Here is a 19,719-nt window from a genome sequence, read left to right as displayed (position 1 = left end):
GGATATGACTCTGCCGGTATAGCTCTGCTGAATGGCTCTTTTCATCGGGCTCTTTCCATGGGTAGGGTGGCTGAACCGGGAGCGTGATTACTCGACGGTGGACTTGCCGGCTAGGTAGTGTCTATACCCGTTGGGCAACTCATTGTGTGCCTGCAGAGCGCAACGCCCATCCGCATTTTTCCGGCGGACTCGCGGTGGTGCATCAGGGCATTATTGAAAGCCACTGGGCATTGGGCGCACAACTTGAAACCCTGGGCTATCGGTTCAATTCGGATACCGAAACCATCGCCCACCTTATCGAAGCTTGTCGGGCGGGTAATTGGACAGAGCATGAAGAGAGTAAGCTTTTTCTTATGTGCATTGCGCCGTACGCCTTGGCGGTGTTATCCGGAGACGAATCGGACAGCCTTATCGTGGCCAGGGAGAGTCCACCGCTGATCTCGCTGGTAAAGGGGGGGGTGAGAAGCTCAGGGATTTGTTGAAAAGTGTCATTTTGGAATATGTGAAAGAAGTCCAGATAGTATCCCGTTTTCCCTCGTTAATAATTGACTAAATGCCTACTGAGCCGGTGCTCGGTGAATCACCCAACTTACGAGAAACTCCCACATGGAAGCCGCTACCTCTACCGGTTTGATGGCCGGTTTTTTCGCCTTTTTCTTCCTTTTTGTTCTCAGGCCCGCAGCCAGCTGGGTTGGGCTGTTGGATAATCCTGACCACCGAAAGCTCCACACTGGAGCCGTGCCGCTTATTGGGGGCTTGAGTGTATTTCTTGGGGTTCTTCTAGCGTGGGTGATCTGGATGCCGATGGCCGGGCCGCACGGTTTATTTATCATTTGTGCTGCCGTGCTGGTGATGGTGGGCGCGGCCGATGATGCGGTTGATTTGCCGGCGAAGTTTCGTTTGGGCGTTCAGGTCCTTCTTGGAGGCGTTTTGACGCTTGGTTCGGGCTTTTCCTTGGCCACGTTTGGAAATCTGTTCGGGTTCGGTGAGATAGGGCTTGGGGTTTTAGGGCCGTTTATTACGATTGCCGCCGTCATCGGAGCGACCAACGCGTTCAATATGGTTGATGGCATTGACGGTCTGGCAGGGGCTCTTTCGTTGGTTACACTCGGGTCACTCGGGTTTCTGTTTGCAGCGCCCGAGGGCTTCAAGCACGAACTCGCACTGACGCTTGCCATAGCCTGCGCCGTGGTTCCTTATCTTATGGCGAATCTTCGCATTCCTCCGTTTCGCCGGCGGATTTTTATGGGCGATGCCGGGTCTATGTTTATCGGTTTTGCGGTGGTCTGGCTCTTGGTGAATGCGACCCAGCCGGGCCAGATGGCGATGCGTCCGGTTACGGCGCTATGGATTATTGCCATCCCATTGATGGACATGGTTGCGATTATGATCAGGCGAGCACGTAAAGGGCAGTCAATTATGAAGCCTGATAGAGAACATTTGCACCATATATTTATGCGCGCAGGATTTAGTGACCGAGAAGCTCTCCTGCTGATTACTGCTTTCGCTCTTTTGTTCGCTAGTATTGGTTTAATGAGCGAGGTTCTAAGAGTTCCTGAGTGGATAATGTTCACTGGATTTGTTGTTGTTTTCGCGATATATGATTGGGCGCTTACCCATGTATGGCGTTTGCTGGTTATCTTCAGACGGCAACGTAATAAAGCTTGATTGCGCATTTCTGAATATCAGTTAGCCTTTGTCGGCTTGGCTACTTCTCTTCCCATTTAGAACGCCCTTTCAGGGCGTTTTTTGCTTAGAGGCTGTCATGTTACTGCGCCAAACCTTTTTTTACTTTATCGCCCGGGGCTTGCCGGGAATCGTGAATTTTGCAGCTCTGGCAATCTTCACTCGGTTACTTGCTCCGGATGAGTTCGGGCGCTATGCCCTGGTTCTGGCGGGCGTGGGTTTAGCGAATGTTGTCTTGTTTCAGTGGCTGCGTATGGTGGTGGGGCGTTTCTACCAGGCCAACCGTGAGAACCGGGAAGCGTTTCTAGGCGGGATTCTTGCGCTGTTTCTGTGGGTGGCGGTTCCCGTTACAGGTGTTGGTGTTTTGCTCGGGTTACTTTGGCCAGATCCGGTGTGGCAGCAACTTCTGTTTCTGGCAGTGCTGCTTTTACTGAGCCAGGCCTGGTTTGAGCTCAGTCTCTCTTTGGCCCAGGCCAGCGTTAAGCCCGCGTGGTATGGACGTCTTTCCGGCAGTAAAGCGATAATTTATGTGATCGTGGGTGCTGCGCTGGCCTGGCTAGGTTTAGGGTCTTCAGCTCCATTAGCAGGCCTGATTGCCGCTCATATTATGGCTTTTCTGCTTTATGCGCTGGGTGCCTGGAAAGGCGTATCAATGAGATTGCCGTCGGGCGATGTGCTGCGGAAACAACTGGGTTATGGGCTGCCTTTAACGGTGACTTTTGCTCTGTCCTGGGTTGTGTCGGGCTCTGATCGGTTGATCATTGCGTGGCTTCTGGATGAGCAGGCCGTTGGGATGTATTCGGCGGGCTATGATCTGATTTTTCAAACACTCATGCTGGTGTTGATCATTATTAATACGGCGGCTTATCCGCTTGCGGTAAACGCGATGGAGCGTGGCGGGCAGTCGGAGGCCAGGCAGCAATTGTCTCAGAATGGCCAGCTGATTCTAGCGGCCGCCATTGCCGGTTGTGCAGGTTTGGTGGCTATTGGCCCTGCGCTGATTGCTATTGTGATTGGTGAGGCGTTCAGAGCGGCCGCACTGGCGATTCTTCCCTGGATCGCCCTAGCTGGCGCGGCCGCCGGCATCAGGGCGTATCATTTTGATCTGGCCTTTCAGTTAGGCATGGCAAGCAAGTGGTTACTCTTTAATGGTGCGCTGGCAGCTCTTGCTAATGTTGGGCTTAACCTGATTTTAATCCCCCACTTTGGCATTCTTGGTGCGGCTTGGGCTACACTCGGCGCCTTCCTGATTGCCCTGGCGTCCAGCTTTCTGCTTGGAGTGCGGGTGTTTCAGATGCCAAGGGTGCTGCCTTTGTTCGCCAAGGCCATTGTCGTGGCTTTTGCCGTGGGCTGGTTGGCAAAGCTGGGCGTTGGATTTTTTGATACGCCCTGGATGGGGCTGGCAAGTGGACTTGTCGCGGGAACCTTTGCGGGGGGGATGGCGTGTTTGTTGGTTGATCTTGCGGATGTGAGGCAGGCACTGCGGGCGAGGTTATCTCGCTAATTTGACTGGCCTCGCAAGATTGTTGGGTATTGGCAGTTGGAGAGGGAGTTTGAGTGTGGTGCAATCATTTGATCTAACCAGTGAACAGATCACTCTGTCTTCGGATCTGGCGGCATCCACTCCGATATACATCTATTGCACACGGGATGGGGAGGCAGCGTTCTATTCCTCGAACCTTGTTGCCTTGCTTGAGCGAGCCCACCAAATCGAACCGCTTGAAATCTGCCCCGATGCGGTTTCGTTCCTTCTGCAAAGTGGTGTGATTCCGCCCCCCCGCACAATCTATCAGCGGTTATATCTGCTGGGCATTGGTGATGAAGCCGTGCTTAGCTCGGCCCATGCGAAAGTATCTGTTCGCTTCCGATACCAGTTTCCTTTTTTGAATGCCCGAAGGCCGGCACCGGGCACGCGCTCGTGCAATGACAACGAATATCTTGAGCTTCTGGCCCAAGCAACTACAAGCAAGCTGGATGCATCCAGGCCTTCGTTTCTGTTTCACAGCGCTGGTAAAGACAGCAACAGTATTGCCCTTGCCCTTGCCGACGCGGGCCTGCAGGATCGCGTTACTCTGATCACTCATAAATCCGCAGGGCCGAAGGATGAGAGTGGTTTGAGCGAAAAGATCGCGAAAAAGCTGGGGTTCCGGCATGAAGTACTGCAGGAAGTGGACTCCTTGAGCGAAAGCGCAATCAATGACGTAGAAGCTTACTTTGCCAAAGCGCCTTTTCCCTGTGTAGACGGTGTATCTATGGCCTATCCGTTATATGGCATCCAGGCACCCGAACTGAAGGGCGCGAATATTATCGATGGTATGGGAAATGATGTTTTTATTGGGCACATTCCCTCCGTTGATGAATTCAAGAAGCAGAAGCTTTCCCGTTTTTTGCAGTACCTGAGGCCGCTAGGCGATCGAACTGCTTCTGACGGGTTTCTCCACGCGGCAGCCAAGCACAGAGTCGAACACACTGGGTTGAATGGCTTTTCTTTATCGGATGCGAGAAAAATTTATCCGGAATCAACGGATATATCCGGCTCCTGGCGTAGCTTTGATACGGGGCAGGATTATCTTGATCTGCGGGCAGAGGTTCGCGGGCGGGCGATTGATCAGGAAATTTTTATTCGAAAGGTCAGAAACTTCACGGATGCATATGGCGGTAATCTGGTTTTGCCCTGGGCTTCCGAGAAGGTTGCCTCGTTGTTTTCAACGCTACCCGAGGAACTGCTTTTTGACCGCTCCGCGCTTCGCAACAAGCTGATGTTGAGAGATCTGTTGAAAACACGCTTGGGATTGGATAGCGATAAACTGGGGAAACTGGGATTTTCCTACAACAGAGCGTCGGTGGTTTTCAATAATTGGGCCTGGGCGCACTCTGTTATTTGTTCATGTGGGCTTTGGTGTACCGAAGCGGTGAGTCGGCTGGTTCAGAGGCTTCAGCGCGCGGCGCATGGGCAAGGCCGAGAGGCGCAGGTGGCTCTGGGGCTGATCTACCGCCTGCTTCTGATCTCACTTTGGCACAGCAATTCTCGTTTTCTTGATCAAAGGAATGGATAGTATGGTTCAGCAGGGAGAGCGCATTGCCATTTTCGTTCCATCACTTGGCGGAGGTGGTGCAGAACGGGTGATGGTAACCCTGGCCAATGCCTTTGCCGAGACGGGATATAAAGTGGACCTTGTGCTGGCCAGAGCCGAGGGGGAATATCTCAATCAGCTTCGCCCAGAGTTGAGGGTGATTGACCTGAAGTCTGCCCGAGTGATGTCCTCTGTCCCGGCTCTGGTTCGGTACCTTCGTGAGTCTAAACCTGCGGTTGTCTTATCTGCTTTAACCCATGCCAACCTGGCGGCGATTCTGGCGCGCCTGTTTGCGCGCGTGAAGTTCCGGCTTGTTGTTAGCGAGAGAGCAAATCTTTCTGTTTCTGCGGCTAAGGCAAATTCCCTGCGAATGATGTTGATAAAACGCCTGGTTGCCATGGCCTACCCTTATGCCGACCACGTGATTACGGTATCCAGGGGTGTCGCCGATGATCTTGTTAATGAATTGGGTATCTCGGCTTCGAAAGTGACGGCGGTTTACAATCCGGTTGTCGACGATAGGTTGTTGGCTCTGAGCCACGAGCCCGTGAGTGATCCCTGGTTTGATGATCCATCGGTGCCCGTTGTTGTGGGTGCCGGTAGGTTGGCGCGGCAAAAGGATTTTGCGACCCTGATTCGGGCAATTGGTTTGGTAAATGAACACCAGCCGGTCAGGCTTGTGATTCTGGGTGAGGGGGATCTGAGAGAGGAGCTTTCGGAGCTTATTGAGAGTGAGGGTTACACGGGTTTTGTTCGGCTCGCGGGATTTCAGGACAACCCTTTTGCGTATATGCGAAAGGCGTCTTTGTTTGTGTTGTCTTCTGCCTGGGAGGGGCTGCCGGGCACTTTGATCCAGGCTATGGCGTGTGGTGTGCCCGTGGTGTCAACCGATTGTCCGGATGGGCCTGCCGAGATCCTTGAAGGAGGTCGTTGGGGGCGTTTGGTGCCTATTGGGGATGCACAGACTATGGCAGCAGCGATTGAAAAGACGCTCAATAACGAGGAGTGTCCCAACGTGTACGAGCGAGCACTGAATTTTTCGGTAGATAATGCAGTTAAGCGATACCTTGACATTCTGCTGCCATGGAATAACAAACCCCAAAATCGGATTGAGAGCCATTCGAGGGAAGGTAAGTAAGGTGACAATAGTGGCTAACGAACAAGGATTGTCGGGTATCGCAGGGTACGAGCAATGGTGGCGCGATCTTGAGGGACATCTGGGCGGGATCTACCCGTTCTATGATCGGAACTGTCCAGATTTCTATTCGCTTGACCCTGCACCGGTATTAGCTCGAAAGGTCGATAGAGGAGAGCCGTTAGCGCTTGATGCCTCCGCAGTAGCGTGCAAAGTGTGTCTGCCCTATTTGCTGGGTAACCGGACGCTTGTAAAGGGTATCGAGAGAGCGCCTTGGATGGAACGTCTGGCCGCCGCCGGGGAGTGGGAACTGATGCCGTTGCCTGCGCACGGTAATCTGAACCCTGGGCCAGATGATTTTGTCGCTCGATTTGTCTCTGCGCTCCAGGTCGAGCTGGAGTCATATATTGGCAACTCCAGTTCCGTCGGAATACTGTTGAGTGGTGGAATGGACAGCCGCGTTGTGGCCGGTGTTCTGCGGAAAGTGCAGGAGTGCAACCCTGGTAAGTTTTCGGTGGTTGCGCTCACCTGGGGAGATGCCGGCAGCCGCGACGTGGTTTATGCGGAAAGAATCGCCAGGCAGTTCGGCTGGGATCTGAAACACTTTCCGCTCACGGCCGAGTCCCTGGCCCGGAATGTTGAAATTGCGGGGAAGGCCGGGGCGGAGGTCTCCGGGTTGCATTTGCACGCTATGCCCGATATTGCAGAAGTGGATGGCCTTGATCTGGTTCTTGCCGGTAGTTACGGAGACAGCGTTGGGCGCGCCGAGTTTTCCGGGAAGCGGGTTAATGAATTAAAGCCCATTTTGCCCTCCAATATTGATCCGTTTGGTGTTTTGAAGACCGGAGTCAGGCTTTCCGTTATCGACGACCTGTTGGGCGATGCCCGTGCGTCCTGCCATTTTCGAGAGGGTGATAGTCCCATCCGTACTTTCGAAATAGAGCAGGAAATGCATTACATGCGGCGAATGCTTCAGAGCTGTATGTTTCAGATTGCCAGAAACACACCTCTTTACCAGATGTTCACTGCTCCTTCGGTGTTCGGGATGATGTGGCAACTGGCGCCTGAGATCCGGGGAGACCGTTGGTATGAGCGGATTTTGCAGGTTCTTCCGGGGCGCTTGTTGGACATTCCCTGGGCTCGAACCGGCGGCCGGTATCTGGACCATTCTTCCGAAACTGATGGATTGCCGAAGTCTTATCATTCCTACGGGCGCTGGCTGCGCAATGACCTCAGGGATGTCGTGATTTCGCGCGTCAATGACGATCGCATTAGGGGGCTGGGTCTGTTCAATAACAGGGGGCTCGATTTCGCGCTTAAGGCATGGGCGAGTGCCCGTACTGAGGGTAGCAATTCACTGGACGAGCTCATGGCCTGGCTGGCTTCGCTTCATACGTTTCTTGCCAGCTACCCGGTGACTTGCGAGCGTGCCCCCGATAATCCCTTCCGGGATACCTTCTCGGTTCTTCGTGGCGGCTTGTATGGCCAGGCTTACATTCGCGCTCGCAACTTTTTAAGGGACTGAATGTTGACGGTGTTGGAAGTAAAGCAACTTGCCAGGAGGCTGTGTTGACGGACCTTGCTATTGCATGTGCGTTGTTGTTTGGTCTGGTTTGCGGAGTGCTTGCGGTTGCACATAGCCTCTCTGTTGGTCGTATAACGATGCTCGACTGGGCTCTGATGGCCTTGGGGGGCATGTATGGCTTGGGCTGGGCCATTGTTATGGCTGGTTCCAGAGCTGGCTTGAATCCGCTCTGGGATGATTGGCTGGTGCCCAATTCTTCGGTTTACTTCCTTCACACTGTCTCGGCTGTGGTCCTTACCTTCGGTGTGATTCTCGGTTGGTATGCAACAGACCGGTGTTGGGGAGCCAAAACCGCTGCACTGCGCTCTTCCCGCCATCCGACTTTGGCTACATGGGCATCTGCCTTTTGGCTAATACTGTTTATTGCTGTGGTTTTGCAGTGGCTCTATACGTACGTTTATGGCGGTTTTTTCGGGATTCTGAGTTATTCCGCTGATATTCGCTCCGGTATTTTTCCTGTTGATAATCCTTTGAGCTTTTTGCAACCTTTTGGCGGGTTGTCGCTCATCTCTGCGCTCGGGTTCTGGGGGATATGGATTTCGGGAAAGCGAAGTCTGTGGTTGTTTTTGGGCCTTGTGTTTTCTTTCATCTTCAGCAATTACATACTTTACAGCTGGCTTGGGCGGATGGGCTTTCTTGTCTTCATCGCAGCCTTCCCGCTCGGATATGCGATTGCTCGCATACGCAGCCCGCTGACCCTGTTGGCAGTATGTATTGGCGGCTTCTCCCTGCTTTTGCTCTGCGCTTACCTTGTTAGTGTTTCCATGGGAATTAAGTCCGCAGACAGTCTCTTGGCGTTTCTTGCCCGGGAGTTGTCTTTCCCGTTTGTAAGCTTTTTTGCCCAGCTGCGTTTGGGCGAGAACCTGTTCCTTGGGTTTAAGGACTTTATTGCGGCACCTTTGTATCTTTTGCCGTCGTCGCTGTGGCTACAGTGGCTGGAGCCGATTGGCCAGGTCAATACAGCGGTGATCATGGGGGCTCCGAAAGGTGAAGAGGGGGTAACGGGTGCCATTCCCGTTGATTTGCTCACGGCTGGAATCATGCAGGTGCATGTGGTCGGTATTCCATTGGTAGGTGTGCTTTTTGGTGTATTGATTCGTTTCGTACAGTTTCTGGTTGATCGAATTCCATTTCTCGGAATCAGGGCAGTGTTTCACGCCTATTTGGCTCTCAAGATTGCCGTGTTGGCAGCATTCTATGCTCAGCCCAATCAAGTGGTTGCCGGTAATTTTTCACTTATTGCAGGCGCCTTGGTGATTGTCTTTTGTCTGTGCGTGGGGCGCGTTTATGTCTTCAGGTCGCGGGAGGGTGCAGAGCTCTCCGCCGAGGCGCGATCATGAGAGTTACCCACGTGATTACCAGCCTCGACAGCGGAGGCGCGGAAGGTGTTTTAGCCCGGCTTTGCCTGGCTGATAAACAGAATACCCATAGCGTCATTTCACTGATGGATGGTGGGGTGTATGGCGAAACGCTAGAGAGCGCCGGTGTGCCGGTTTATCCGGTTGGCATGGCGCGAGGACGGTTAACCCCCGGAGGGTTCTGGCGCCTCTGGAGGTTTATACGGCGTGAGAATCCTGATGTGTTGCAAACCTGGATGTATCATGGCGATTTCTTGGGTGGGCTTGCAGGAAAACTGGCAGGGGTTCGCAATATCGTTTGGGGAATTCGCAACACGGACTTGTCGCCCGGCAAGTCGAGCCGGGCGACAATTGTGATTGCCCGCCTGTGCGCCAAGTTATCTTGCCGGGTCCCGGCCAAAATTGCAGTATGCGCTGAGAAAGCGGTAGATGTGCATGCCCGCCTTGGCTATGCAAGAGATAAGATGGTGACAATTCCCAACGGATATGACTTGAGCCGGTTTAAACCAGAGGCGAGGGCCGGGAGGGCTATTAGAGCGGAATTGTCGCTGGGAGAAGAAGATTACGTTTTGGGCATGGTCGCTCGTTTCGATCCTTTCAAAGACCATAAAACCCTGATTGCCGCCCTTCGGATTTTGGCGGAACGCGGAGTCGGCTTCCACTGTGTGTTGATTGGTAGCGGTATGGAGAGCGACAACAGGGAGCTTGTAAATTCCATAGAGCAAGCAGGGCTGTCTTCCAGAATCTCTCTGCTAGGCCGAAGATCCGATATTCCGGATGTTATGAACTCGCTGGACTTGCATGTTTTATCCAGTTCCAGCGAGGCGTTTCCCAATGTGGTTGCAGAGGCCATGGCTTGCGCAATTCCCTGTGTTTCCACAGACGTTGGTGATGCCGCGCTAATTGTGGGCGAAACCGGATGGGTTGTTCCGCCGGGAGACCCTTTGGCAATCGCTGAGGCCTTATGCGAAGCGCAGGCGGAGAGAATCTTGCCGGAGAACTGGCTGGCCCGTAAAAAGCGTGCGAGACAGCGTATAGAAAAAGATTTCGCGATGGACACGATGGTGTCGAGATTCCAGGGCCTCTGGCATGAAGTACTGACGGGCGCAGGGAGGGGCTCTTCATGAAGATCGCCTATGTGATCACCCGGTCTGATGTTTTGGGTGGAGCAAGCGTTCACTTATTGGATCTGGCCGAAGGCGTTCAGAAGCTGGGGCATGAAGTGACAATTTTCGTGGGCGGTAATGGCCTGGTGGTGGATCGCGCAAGGGAAAGAGGTCTTGATTGCCAGCCTTTGGAGCATCTTGTTCGTGAGATTTCTCCGTTTAGGGATGTTTTCGGTTTTATAGAAGTGCGACAGAGGCTCAAGAAATTGGCGCCGGATGTTGTTCATGTTCACTCAGCAAAGGCCGGCATTCTTGGGCGTCTTGCGGCTCGTTCCCTGGGTATTCCGGTAATCTACACGGCTCATGGGTGGCCCTTCACTGAAGGGGTTTCTGAGCGTAGCAGAAGGCTCTATACAACGATCGAGCGTGTGATGGCCAGATTCACGCAGCGCATCATAACGGTTTCGGATTATGATCGTTCAATAGCGCTTGCGGCTTCCGTTGGTGATCCGCATCTGATTGTTACTGTTCACAATGGTATTCCTGAAATACCACCGGAATTAAGAAAGCAGCCTTATGGGCATGGCGCTGTGCGCCTGATTATGGTGGCGCGCTTTGAAGAGCCCAAAAATCATGGTGCCTTGTTTGAAGCACTTCAGGCTTTGGCAGACGAGAACTGGCATCTGGAGCTGGTTGGCGATGGTCCTAATTTCGAGAAGATGAAATCATTAGCTTCAGACCTGACGCTGGCCGAAAAGGTTACCTTTATCGGTGCCAGCGATAACGTTCCTGAAAGGTTGTCCTGTTCAGATGCTCTCTTGCTTGTCTCACGCTGGGAGGGACTGCCTTTGACCATCCTTGAAGCCATGCGGGCAGGGCTGCCGGTTATAGCGTCGGATGTTGGTGGGGTTAGCGAGGCTGTGGCGGATGGTGAAACGGGGTATTTGGTGCCAAGGGATGCCATCAGAGGACTCAGAGACAAAATCTCAAAGCTATTGCAATCCGATTACTTGAGAGAACAACTGGGCCGCTCAGGCAGGCTGCGCTATGAACGGGAATTTACCTTCAGGCTCATGCTGGATCGCACTATCGCTGTCTATCACTCGGTTTTGGGGGAGTCGAAGTGAGAGTTCTCGTTACCGGTGCCTCTGGTTTCGTTGGGAGAGCGTTGGTTGATGAAATCCTTGCCAGGGGCCAGCAAGAGGTTCTGGGAACGGTAAGGCGCGCGCCAAAAAACGCGAAATGCAGACTTTTTGAAACCGGGGACCTGGCAGCGTCGCCAGACTGGAGCAACGCTCTGGAAGGCACTGATGTCGTTATTCATTTAGCTGGTAGGGCTCATGTTCTAAGTGACGCAGGTGCCGACCGATTAAATGAGTTTCGCAAGATTAACGTCGATGCAACCGTTAGTCTTGCGAAGGCAGCCGTCAAGGCAGGAGTGAGGAGGTTTGTTTTTGTCAGTTCAATTGGCGTGAATGGAGCAAAGACCAGCGGAGCTGCCTTTTCGGAAGACTGCGAGCCTTTGCCTGTTGCAGATTATGCGTTCTCGAAGCTGGAGGCTGAGCAACAGTTACGGACCGTTCTGAATGAGACGGACGTGGAACTCGTGATTGTAAGGCCACCATTAGTCTATGCAGGGCATGCACCGGGTAACTTTCGGCGTTTGTTAAAGCTGGTTTCTACAGGTCTTCCACTTCCATTTGGCAAGGTGCGGAATGCTCGCACCATGGTAGCTCTGGATAATCTTGTTGATCTGCTTATTTGCTGTATCGATCATCCTCGCGCTGCGAATGAGGTGTTTTTGTGTGCGGATAATGAGTCCATATCTTTGCCCGAGATGGTTCGATTGCTCGCCGACGGAATGGGGCGCAAAACGAGGCTAATTCCCTTTCCTGTTTTTTTTCTGAAGCTGGCAGCAGCGCTTCTGCGTAAACGATCTGTCATTGATCAGCTCTGTAGCTCACTGGTTGTTAATAATTTAAAGACGAAGCAATTTTTGGGCTGGGCCCCGGTCGTTGATGCGAAAAGTGCTTTGAGAGCTGCCGGACGAGATTACATGATTATGGAAAAGGAAAGGCTGCAATGAGCGTCTTGCTTGTTCTACCTACCGCATTTTTACTGGCCTTGGTTTTAACTGGATTTTTGCGCTGGTTCGCCCTCCGCAGAAAACTATTGGATATACCGAACCACCGCAGCTCGCATTCTGTGCCGACCCCAAGGGGAGGAGGGCTGGCAATTGTAGTGAGTTTTCTTCTAGGACTTTTCGCTATTTATCTTCATAACAGCATCAATGTAGCGGCGCTTCTAGCGCTCGGGGGTTCCGGCTTACTGATTGCGCTGATTGGGTTTATGGATGACCTGGGGCATGTTGCCGCCCGCTGGCGGCTGATGGGGCACTTCGGTAGCGCCGTCTTCGGTCTATATTGGCTGGGTGGTATGCCAGAGCTCGAGTTAGCCGGTTTATCGTTTGAAACTGGCGTGCTTACAGCTCTCCTCGGGACTCTGTATCTCGTATGGTTGCTCAATCTATACAATTTTATGGATGGCATCGATGGTATTGCGTCAGTGGAGGCCGTTACGGTATGCGCTGGTGCTGCTTTGCTCTACTACCTTTCAGGGACCGCGGCCTTGGCTTTACCCGTTGTCCTGCTGGCAGTATGCACGATTGGGTTTCTTGTATGGAATTTTCCGCCTGCCAAGATTTTTATGGGCGATGCAGGTAGCGGCTTTATCGGCATTACTCTGGGCATGATGTCACTGCAGGCTGGATGGAATAACCCGCTGTTGTTCTGGGGCTGGCTCATCTTGCTCGGCGTTTTTATTGTCGATGCAACGGTTACTTTGGGTCGCCGGTTGCTGAGAGGCGAGAAAGTTTATGAGGCGCACCGAAGTCATGGCTATCAGCATGCTGCGCGACGATACGGAAATCACAAAGTGGTAACTGGCGGTGTGGCTGTTATAAATATAGTGTGGCTCTTACCTTTTTCAATTCTGGTTGCGTTGGGGCTGTTGGAGCCGTGGAAAGGGTTGGCCATTTCTTACGCGCCACTGGTGCTTCTTGCTTTCAGATTCAACGCTGGCCAGCAGAATGTTCGTGATTAAGGATGAGTCGATTTATGGTTGAGCAACGGGATGCTGGAAACCAGGAGCGTTACCCAGAAACCAGTCTTGTGGATCTCGCGAAGATTGTAGTCAGGCGACGAAGAATTGTTTACGGAACATTTTGCCTGATATTTCTTGCCGGCCTGGTCTTTGCTCTTTTGTCTGAAACAAGATTCAGATACACGACCATTTATAGCCTCGGGCAACCTGAAAAGGTCGGATCCAAAGAGCTTCTCGACGTTTTGATTTCAGACCTGGAGAACCGAGTGCTTCCGCGAGTAAAAAAGGCCTTTCTGGAGGATCATAAGCGCAAGCTCCCTTTTGACCTTTCCGTTAAGACGTCTGCACATGACTCTGTTCTTATAATCAATTCAGACGCCAGTCAGATCCACAGCGGACTGGTTCTCGATACGCATAAAAGCATTGCGCAGGCGCTTGTAGAAAGAGAAGAACGGTTTTTATCGCTGGCGAGGGTGCAACTTGAGTCTCGACTGGAAGGTATCAATGCACTGATTAATCGCCTTCAGGAAATCGACGATCCGGGGCTTCCTCTGGCTGACGCCCTTGCAAACAGAACAGAAATTCAAGTGAAACTCTCCTCTGAAAGAAAGGGAGAGGTTATTGCTATTGCCCGCGAGAGCCTTGATAAGGTGTCAGGATCTCGGGCCCTTATCGGTGTAATAACCGTGATGTTTGCACTTGTTATGGGAATACTTGCCGCCTTCCTGTGGGAGTTTGTATTTAAAGTTCGTGAATCTCTTCAATCTGGCCGGGAGGGCTCAAATTGAAGGATACCAAAACAAGGTATTGGTTGAACTGTATTTTGGGATGGTCCAGACCAAGGAAAAGACTGGTTGCTCTGGCTGTTGATACGGTTTTTTTGTTGTTTGCCATGTGGGCAGCCTTTGCTTTGCGTCTTGAAAATAAAAGTTGGTTACCATCAGATGCACAGGCTCTGCTGTTCGGTTCAACCCTGGTTTTTACACTTCTGGTTTTTGTAAAGCTTGGACTCTACCGCGCCGTTATTCGCTATATTAGCGAGCGCGCGCTAGTGGCAATTATTGCTGGCATTTCTCTTTCCGCACTTTTTCTGATCGTCTTCGGATTTTTGTTGCAGGCGTTTGTGCCACGCTCAGTTCCGGTGCTTTATGGTGCCTTCGCGTTTTTCTTTGTCGCCGGTACCCGTTTCGCGGTTCGCGCTGTCGTGAATTTTCCTGCGTCCAAAAGCAAGATGCCTGTTCTCGTTGTGGGAACTGGTGAGACCGGGTTGCAACTGGCCTCTGCTTTGTCGAAAGGTATGGAATACAAGCCCGTTGCTTTCATCGCGCTGGAAGAAGCTCAGCACCGATCAAACATCGGCGGAATGCCTGTATACGGTCGAAAGCATCTGGTGAGGGCCGTACGAGAGAATATGGGAGCGCGCGTTCTGTTGGCGCTTGATGAGCGCGATTTCGACCAGCGAAAATCCCTGCTCTCCGAACTTGAGGGGTTAAATGTAGAGGTTCAGACCGTCCCGTCCATGTCAGAATTGGTCGCCGGGCAGGCAAGAATTAACGACATCCGGGACCTGGATATTGAAGATCTGCTTGGCCGCGATCCGGTTCGTCCGGACTCCGCCATAGTGGCCGGAAGTTTGTATCAGAAAGCGGTCTTGGTTACTGGTGCGGGTGGTTCGATCGGTTCCGAGCTGTGTCGACAAATAATACGCCACCGCCCGAAGAGTCTGACGTTGTTTGAACAATCAGAGTATTCACTGTATGCGATCGAGCGGGAGCTTCAATCTATCAACCAGATTGAGGGTTTGGGCGTGTCTTTGCATGCGGTGTTGGGTAGCGTGACGCATAGGCGGCGCTGCGAAGCTGTAATGACGGCATTTGCTATACAGACCGTTTATCATGCTGCCGCCTACAAGCATGTTCCTCTGGTAGAGCAAAACATTATTGAAGGCGTTCAGAACAACGTTTTTGGCACTGCCCATACTGCTGAAGCCGCCATTGCCGCAGGGGTTGAGAGATTTGTGCTGATCTCTACAGATAAAGCAGTACGGCCTACAAATGTGATGGGCGCGAGTAAGCGGATGGCAGAGTTAGTCCTCCAGGGGTTGGCTGCGAGACAGACCAATACTATTTTTTCGATGGTGAGATTTGGCAATGTGCTCGGATCCTCGGGCTCGGTTGTACCTTTGTTCAGGGATCAGATTCGCGACGGGGGGCCGGTCACTGTCACCCACCCGGATATCATTCGCTATTTTATGACTATTCCCGAAGCCAGCCAGCTGGTTTTGCAAGCTGGCAGTATGGGGCGTGGCGGTGAGGTGTTTGTTTTGGACATGGGCGATCCCGTCAGAATTGCGGATCTGGCCCATAAAATGATTCATTTGATGGGTCTGGTGGCGAAAACCCCGGACCGCCCCGATGGCGAGATAGAAATTGTATATACGGGCTTGAGACCTGGGGAAAAACTGTATGAGGAGCTTTTGATCGGCGACGATCCTCAGGGTACGGCGCATCCTCGCATTATGATGGCTCGGGAGTCGGCGATGAAGTGGGAAGATGTAGATCAGGCTCTACAGGAACTAAGGCGAGCGAGCCAAGAGTTCGATTGCGAAGGTGTTCTTCAGATTTTGAAGGATGCGCCAACAGGCTTTGCGCCTAACGGCGATGTTTCAGATTTGGTGTGGTGCAGAGGGGAGCAAGCTTCACCAATTCTCAATACCGATTCAGAAAATGTGCGGCAGTTTCCGGCCTGAGCTTTGTAAATCCAAAAATTGAGTGGAATAAAACCGGACAGGGGCAGATCGGGAAGATCTCGCCCCTTTTTTCTTCTATCATGCAGGGATACTTTTGGCTGACCATTTGCGCCGAAATATAAAGACCAGAGGCACGTGACACCCGATGTTTGAAAACAGCTCCATACTGATCACCGGCGGTACAGGCTCCTTTGGCCATACCTTCGTTCCTATGCTCCTTGAGCGCTTCAATCCGCGAAAAGTGATCATTTTCTCCCGGGATGAGATGAAACAGTGGGAGATGGCCAAGAAATTTGCCGGCGATCACCGCGTTCGGTTTTTTATCGGTGATGTGCGCGACAAAGATCGCCTGTACCGGGCGCTGGATGGTGTGGATTACGTGGTGCATGCAGCAGCCACCAAGATTGTTCCAACCGCGGAATACAATCCCTTTGAGTGCATCAAGACGAATATCAACGGTGCCATGAACCTGATCGATGCCTGTATCGATAAAGGTGTGAAACGTGTTGTCGCTCTCTCGACGGATAAAGCCAGCAGCCCGATCAACCTGTATGGCGCTACCAAGCTGGCCTCAGACAAATTGTTTGTGTCTGGTAATTCCTACGCGGGCGGCCACGATACCCGCTTTGCGGTGGTGCGCTACGGCAATGTGATGGGGTCCCGTGGGTCGGTCATTCCATTTTTCATGTCGGTTAAGGATCAGGGCGTGTTGCCCATTACCGACGAGCGGATGACCCGCTTTATGATTTCGTTGGAAGAGGGTGTGGAGCTGGTGTGGCACGCCTTTGAGGATATGGAGGGTGGGGAAATCTACGTAAAGAAAATCCCTTCCATGAAGGTGACCGATCTTGCCCGGGTAGTCGCTCCGGATGCCAAACACGAGATCGTCGGCATCCGCCCCGGCGAGAAGCTACATGAGCAGATGATAGGTGCCGAGGATTCCTATTACACCTACGAGTATCCCGAGCACTTCAAGATTCTTCCTGCTATTCATGACTGGAGCGCCGATGCTGCGCGCATCAAGGACGGCAAGAAAGTGCCTGAGGGATTTGTTTATTCCAGTGACAACAACACGGAATGGATGTCTCAAGATGACCTGCAGGCCTGGATTGATGCCAACCGGGAAAAAATCGGGAGTATCTGATTGATGATTCCTTACGGTCGCCAGGAGATTACCCAACAGGATATTGATGCCGTTGTTGAGGTTCTCAAATCGGACTTCCTGACCCAGGGCCCGAAAGTTCCCGAGTTTGAGAACATTGTGGCCAGCCATGTGGGTGCGAAGTTTGGCGTGGCTGTAAATAGCGCAACCTCAGCCTTGCACATTGCCTGCGCGGCTGTTGGCTTGGGAGAAGGGGACTGGCTGTGGACCTCGCCGGTCACGTTTGTTGCCTCGGCCAACTGTGGTCTTTATTGCGGTGCAAAGGTGGATTTCGTCGATATCGACCCCCGCACTTACAACCTCTGCCCGGATGCGCTTGAGCGAAAGCTGGAACAGGCCAGGGAGCAAGATCGTCTGCCCAAGGTGGTTGTGCCTGTTCACCTGTGTGGCCAGCCTTGCGACATGGAACGGATCAAGGCGTTGTCTGAGCGTTATGGCTTTCGCATTGTCGAGGACGCGTCCCACGCCATTGGTGGCAAGTATCAGGGCGAGTTCATTGGCAGCGGCCGGTACAGCGATATCACGGTGTTCAGTTTTCATCCGGTAAAAATTGTGACAACTGCGGAAGGTGGCATGGCTGTCACCAATGATGCAGAACTGGCGCAGCGCACGGAGATGCTCCGCAGCCATGGCATAACCCGCGACCCTGCCCGCATGACCCATGAGCCAGACGGCCCCTGGTACTATCAGCAGGTGGACCTGGGCTTTAACTACCGTATGACAGAGTTGCAGGCGGCCCTGGGTGTCAGTCAGATGGCGCGGCTCGACGACTTCGTGAAGCGTCGGCATGAACTGGCCCGGCGATACGATGAACTGTTGGCGGATTTGCCGGTACTGAGCCCATGGCAGCATCCGGACAGCTATTCCGGCCTTCACCTTTACGTAATCCGACTGAAATTGGGAGAGATTCGTGCCAGCCACCGTGAGGTATTCGAATCGCTGAGGGAGCAGGGAGTTGGCGTAAACCTGCATTACATCCCCGTCCACACCCAGCCCTTCTACGAGGCCATGGGCTTCGCGCCCGATGACTTTCCGGAATCCATGCGTTATTACAAAGAGGCGATCAGCATTCCCATGTTTCACGGGTTGACCTTTGAACAGCAGGATGCAGTGGTTGCGGCGTTGAAGGCAGCGCTGACGTGAAACGGGTTGCCGTTCTGCAAGCTCGTTCAAACTCTTCAAGACTTCCAGGCAAGGTTCTTTTACCCGTTGGCGGCATGCCGATGGCAGTCCTCGCCGCCAGACGAGCGGGTAACAAAGGCTGTGATGTTCTGGTGGCTACCTCAAATGAGTCAACAGACGATTGCCTGGCCGATACGATTGAAAGCGCAGGCATCCGGTGTTTTCGGGGAGAACTCGATAACACTCTGGCCAGGATCGTATCTGCCCTTGCAGATTATGGAGATGATACCTGCGTCTTCCGGCTCACTTCAGACAATGTCCTTCCGGATGGTCAACTGCTGGATGACCTGTATGAAGAGTTCATAAAGCAAAAACTGGATTACCTCTGTTGCAACGGGGAGTCATCCGGATTGCCTTACGGGGTAAGCGTTGAGCTGACTTGGCTAAAGCACCTGAGAGCGGCGCTGACTTCGACTTCTGAACCACATGACCTTGAACATGTGACTCCCTGGGTGCGCCGTCAATTCGGTGACACCTATTTTCAGCGTTATCGGGAGCTGGGCAAAGGCCATTTCCGGGCGACGGTGGATTGCTACGATGACTACGTCGCGGTGCAACAGATTTTCCGGGACGTTCCAGACCCGGTTAACCATCCCTGGATGGATCTTGTGCAGACACTGGAGGGGGCGAGGTTCCAGCCTGTTGGTCGCCGTCCCTGCGCCAGATTGGTGGTAGGCACCGCCCAGTTGGGCATGAATTATGGTATTGCGAATGCTGCGGGGATGCCTTCGCTGGGCACTGCCGAGACCATTCTGAAGACAGCGATTGGTAGTGGCTCGGGCTACCTTGATACAGCGCGTGCGTATGGTCAGAGCGAAGAGGTGGTAGGTCGTGCTCTGGCCTCAGGCTGGGAGGGGCGAGCGAAAATTATCACGAAGCTTTCCCCCTTGGCCGAATGCCCTGAAAAAGCCTCCTCCGAAGTGGTCAGAGCGTTTGTCGAAAACAGTATCTTCCATTCTATGTCCTGTTTGCGAACAAACCGGCTGGATGCTTTGCTTTTGCACCGAGCATCGCATTTATCGGATTGGGATGGGGCAGTATGGTCCTGTCTCTGCGATATGAGGTCACAAGGGATGATTGGTACGCTCGGCGTATCTGTCCAATCTCCGGAAGAGCTGGTGGAAAGCCTTTCAATGCCGGAAGTCGGGTTGATTCAGATGCCATTCCATATTCTGGATTGGCGATGGGATCATCTGATTGAAAAAATTAAGGAGGCGCGGGTCAACCGTGGGGTCGTGATACATGTTCGTAGCTCCCTGCTTCAGGGCCTCCTGGTTTCAGAAAAGCCCGCATTGTGGCGACAAGCTGGAGAACAGGAGCCTGAGCTCCGTATTCAATGGCTGACTGATACCGCTCGCCAGCTCGGATGTGAGTCGGTTTCAGAACTCTGCATACGGTATTGTCTGGCGCATGATTGGATCGATGGTGTGGTTATTGGTATGGAAAGCCTGGCTCAGCTGAAACAGAACATCGCGGTGTTTGATAAATCGGGGCTGGAGCCTGATCAGGTCCGTTTTATTGGAGAACATCGCCCGTTGCTTGCCGAACGCACCCTGGATCCCTCCTGCTGGAGTAATTAA

General features: G+C 52.8%; 16 protein-coding genes. All 16 read left to right on the top strand.

Translation table 11 applies throughout. The features are described from left to right. Nucleotides 1–146 precede the first annotated feature (146 nt). The 16 genes from AC13DD_RS11490 to AC13DD_RS11415 all read left to right on the top strand — a co-directional run bounded on the left by AC13DD_RS11490 (nucleotide 147) and on the right by AC13DD_RS11415 (nucleotide 19,719). Nucleotides 147–482, top strand: coding sequence for a class II glutamine amidotransferase domain-containing protein (locus AC13DD_RS11490; RefSeq protein WP_482931172.1), 336 nt, complete (start codon nucleotides 147–149; stop codon nucleotides 480–482). 124 nt (nucleotides 483–606) lie between these two features. Continuing rightward, nucleotides 607–1,668 carry a UDP-N-acetylglucosamine--undecaprenyl-phosphate N-acetylglucosaminephosphotransferase gene (gene wecA, locus AC13DD_RS11485; RefSeq protein WP_482931171.1) on the top strand — a complete coding sequence of 354 codons (1,062 nt, stop codon included), beginning with the start codon at nucleotides 607–609 and terminating at the stop codon, nucleotides 1,666–1,668. 97 nt (nucleotides 1,669–1,765) lie between these two features. Beyond that, the gene (locus AC13DD_RS11480) at nucleotides 1,766–3,190 is read left to right on the top strand and encodes an oligosaccharide flippase family protein (RefSeq protein ID WP_482931170.1); all 1,425 of its coding nucleotides are present in this window, start codon (nucleotides 1,766–1,768) and stop codon (nucleotides 3,188–3,190) included. A 58-nt stretch (nucleotides 3,191–3,248) separates the two neighbouring features. Continuing rightward, nucleotides 3,249–4,742 (top strand): asparagine synthetase B family protein, encoded by a 1,494-nt coding sequence (locus AC13DD_RS11475; RefSeq protein ID WP_482931169.1) that lies wholly within the window; start codon nucleotides 3,249–3,251, stop codon nucleotides 4,740–4,742. A gap of 1 nt (nucleotide 4,743) precedes the next feature. Then, nucleotides 4,744–5,898: a glycosyltransferase gene (locus AC13DD_RS11470; RefSeq protein ID WP_482931168.1), complete on the top strand. Its 1,155-nt coding sequence runs from the start codon at nucleotides 4,744–4,746 to the stop codon at nucleotides 5,896–5,898. Nucleotides 5,899–5,908: 10 nt separating this feature from the next. Then, nucleotides 5,909–7,420 carry an asparagine synthase-related protein gene (locus AC13DD_RS11465; protein ID WP_482931167.1) on the top strand — a complete coding sequence of 504 codons (1,512 nt, stop codon included), beginning with the start codon at nucleotides 5,909–5,911 and terminating at the stop codon, nucleotides 7,418–7,420. Nucleotides 7,421–7,464: 44 nt separating this feature from the next. Further along, the gene (locus tag AC13DD_RS11460; protein ID WP_482931166.1) at nucleotides 7,465–8,820 is read left to right on the top strand and encodes a hypothetical protein; all 1,356 of its coding nucleotides are present in this window, start codon (nucleotides 7,465–7,467) and stop codon (nucleotides 8,818–8,820) included. Then, a complete protein-coding gene (locus tag AC13DD_RS11455) occupies nucleotides 8,817–9,965 on the top strand; it encodes a glycosyltransferase family 4 protein (RefSeq protein WP_482931165.1) in 1,149 nt (382 codons plus the stop codon). The genes AC13DD_RS11460 and AC13DD_RS11455 overlap by 4 nt, the downstream gene beginning before the upstream one ends. Then, nucleotides 9,962–11,071 carry a glycosyltransferase family 4 protein gene (locus tag AC13DD_RS11450; RefSeq protein ID WP_482931164.1) on the top strand — a complete coding sequence of 370 codons (1,110 nt, stop codon included), beginning with the start codon at nucleotides 9,962–9,964 and terminating at the stop codon, nucleotides 11,069–11,071. Before AC13DD_RS11455 ends, AC13DD_RS11450 begins: the two co-directional genes overlap by 4 nt. Further along, nucleotides 11,068–12,030 carry an NAD-dependent epimerase/dehydratase family protein gene (locus tag AC13DD_RS11445; RefSeq protein ID WP_482931163.1) on the top strand — a complete coding sequence of 321 codons (963 nt, stop codon included), beginning with the start codon at nucleotides 11,068–11,070 and terminating at the stop codon, nucleotides 12,028–12,030. Before AC13DD_RS11450 ends, AC13DD_RS11445 begins: the two co-directional genes overlap by 4 nt. Next, nucleotides 12,027–13,046 (top strand): MraY family glycosyltransferase, encoded by a 1,020-nt coding sequence (locus tag AC13DD_RS11440; protein WP_482931162.1) that lies wholly within the window; start codon nucleotides 12,027–12,029, stop codon nucleotides 13,044–13,046. The genes AC13DD_RS11445 and AC13DD_RS11440 overlap by 4 nt, the downstream gene beginning before the upstream one ends. 14 nt (nucleotides 13,047–13,060) lie before the next feature. Next, nucleotides 13,061–13,834, top strand: coding sequence for a hypothetical protein (locus AC13DD_RS11435; RefSeq protein WP_482931161.1), 774 nt, complete (start codon nucleotides 13,061–13,063; stop codon nucleotides 13,832–13,834). Next, nucleotides 13,831–15,795 (top strand): polysaccharide biosynthesis protein, encoded by a 1,965-nt coding sequence (locus tag AC13DD_RS11430; protein ID WP_482931160.1) that lies wholly within the window; start codon nucleotides 13,831–13,833, stop codon nucleotides 15,793–15,795. Before AC13DD_RS11435 ends, AC13DD_RS11430 begins: the two co-directional genes overlap by 4 nt. A gap of 145 nt (nucleotides 15,796–15,940) precedes the next feature. Then, a complete protein-coding gene (gene pseB, locus AC13DD_RS11425) occupies nucleotides 15,941–16,939 on the top strand; it encodes a UDP-N-acetylglucosamine 4,6-dehydratase (inverting) (protein WP_482931159.1) in 999 nt (332 codons plus the stop codon). A gap of 3 nt (nucleotides 16,940–16,942) precedes the next feature. Then, entirely contained in the window at nucleotides 16,943–18,100 is a 1,158-nt protein-coding gene (gene pseC / locus AC13DD_RS11420; RefSeq protein ID WP_482931213.1) for a UDP-4-amino-4,6-dideoxy-N-acetyl-beta-L-altrosamine transaminase, read from the top strand. Beyond that, nucleotides 18,097–19,719: an aldo/keto reductase gene (locus AC13DD_RS11415; RefSeq protein ID WP_482931158.1), complete on the top strand. Its 1,623-nt coding sequence runs from the start codon at nucleotides 18,097–18,099 to the stop codon at nucleotides 19,717–19,719. Before pseC ends, AC13DD_RS11415 begins: the two co-directional genes overlap by 4 nt.

Source organism: Marinobacter sp. L-13 (assembly GCF_056857715.1).
Note: the sequence above shows the minus strand (reverse complement) of the source record. Positions and strands in the feature narration are given on the sequence as shown.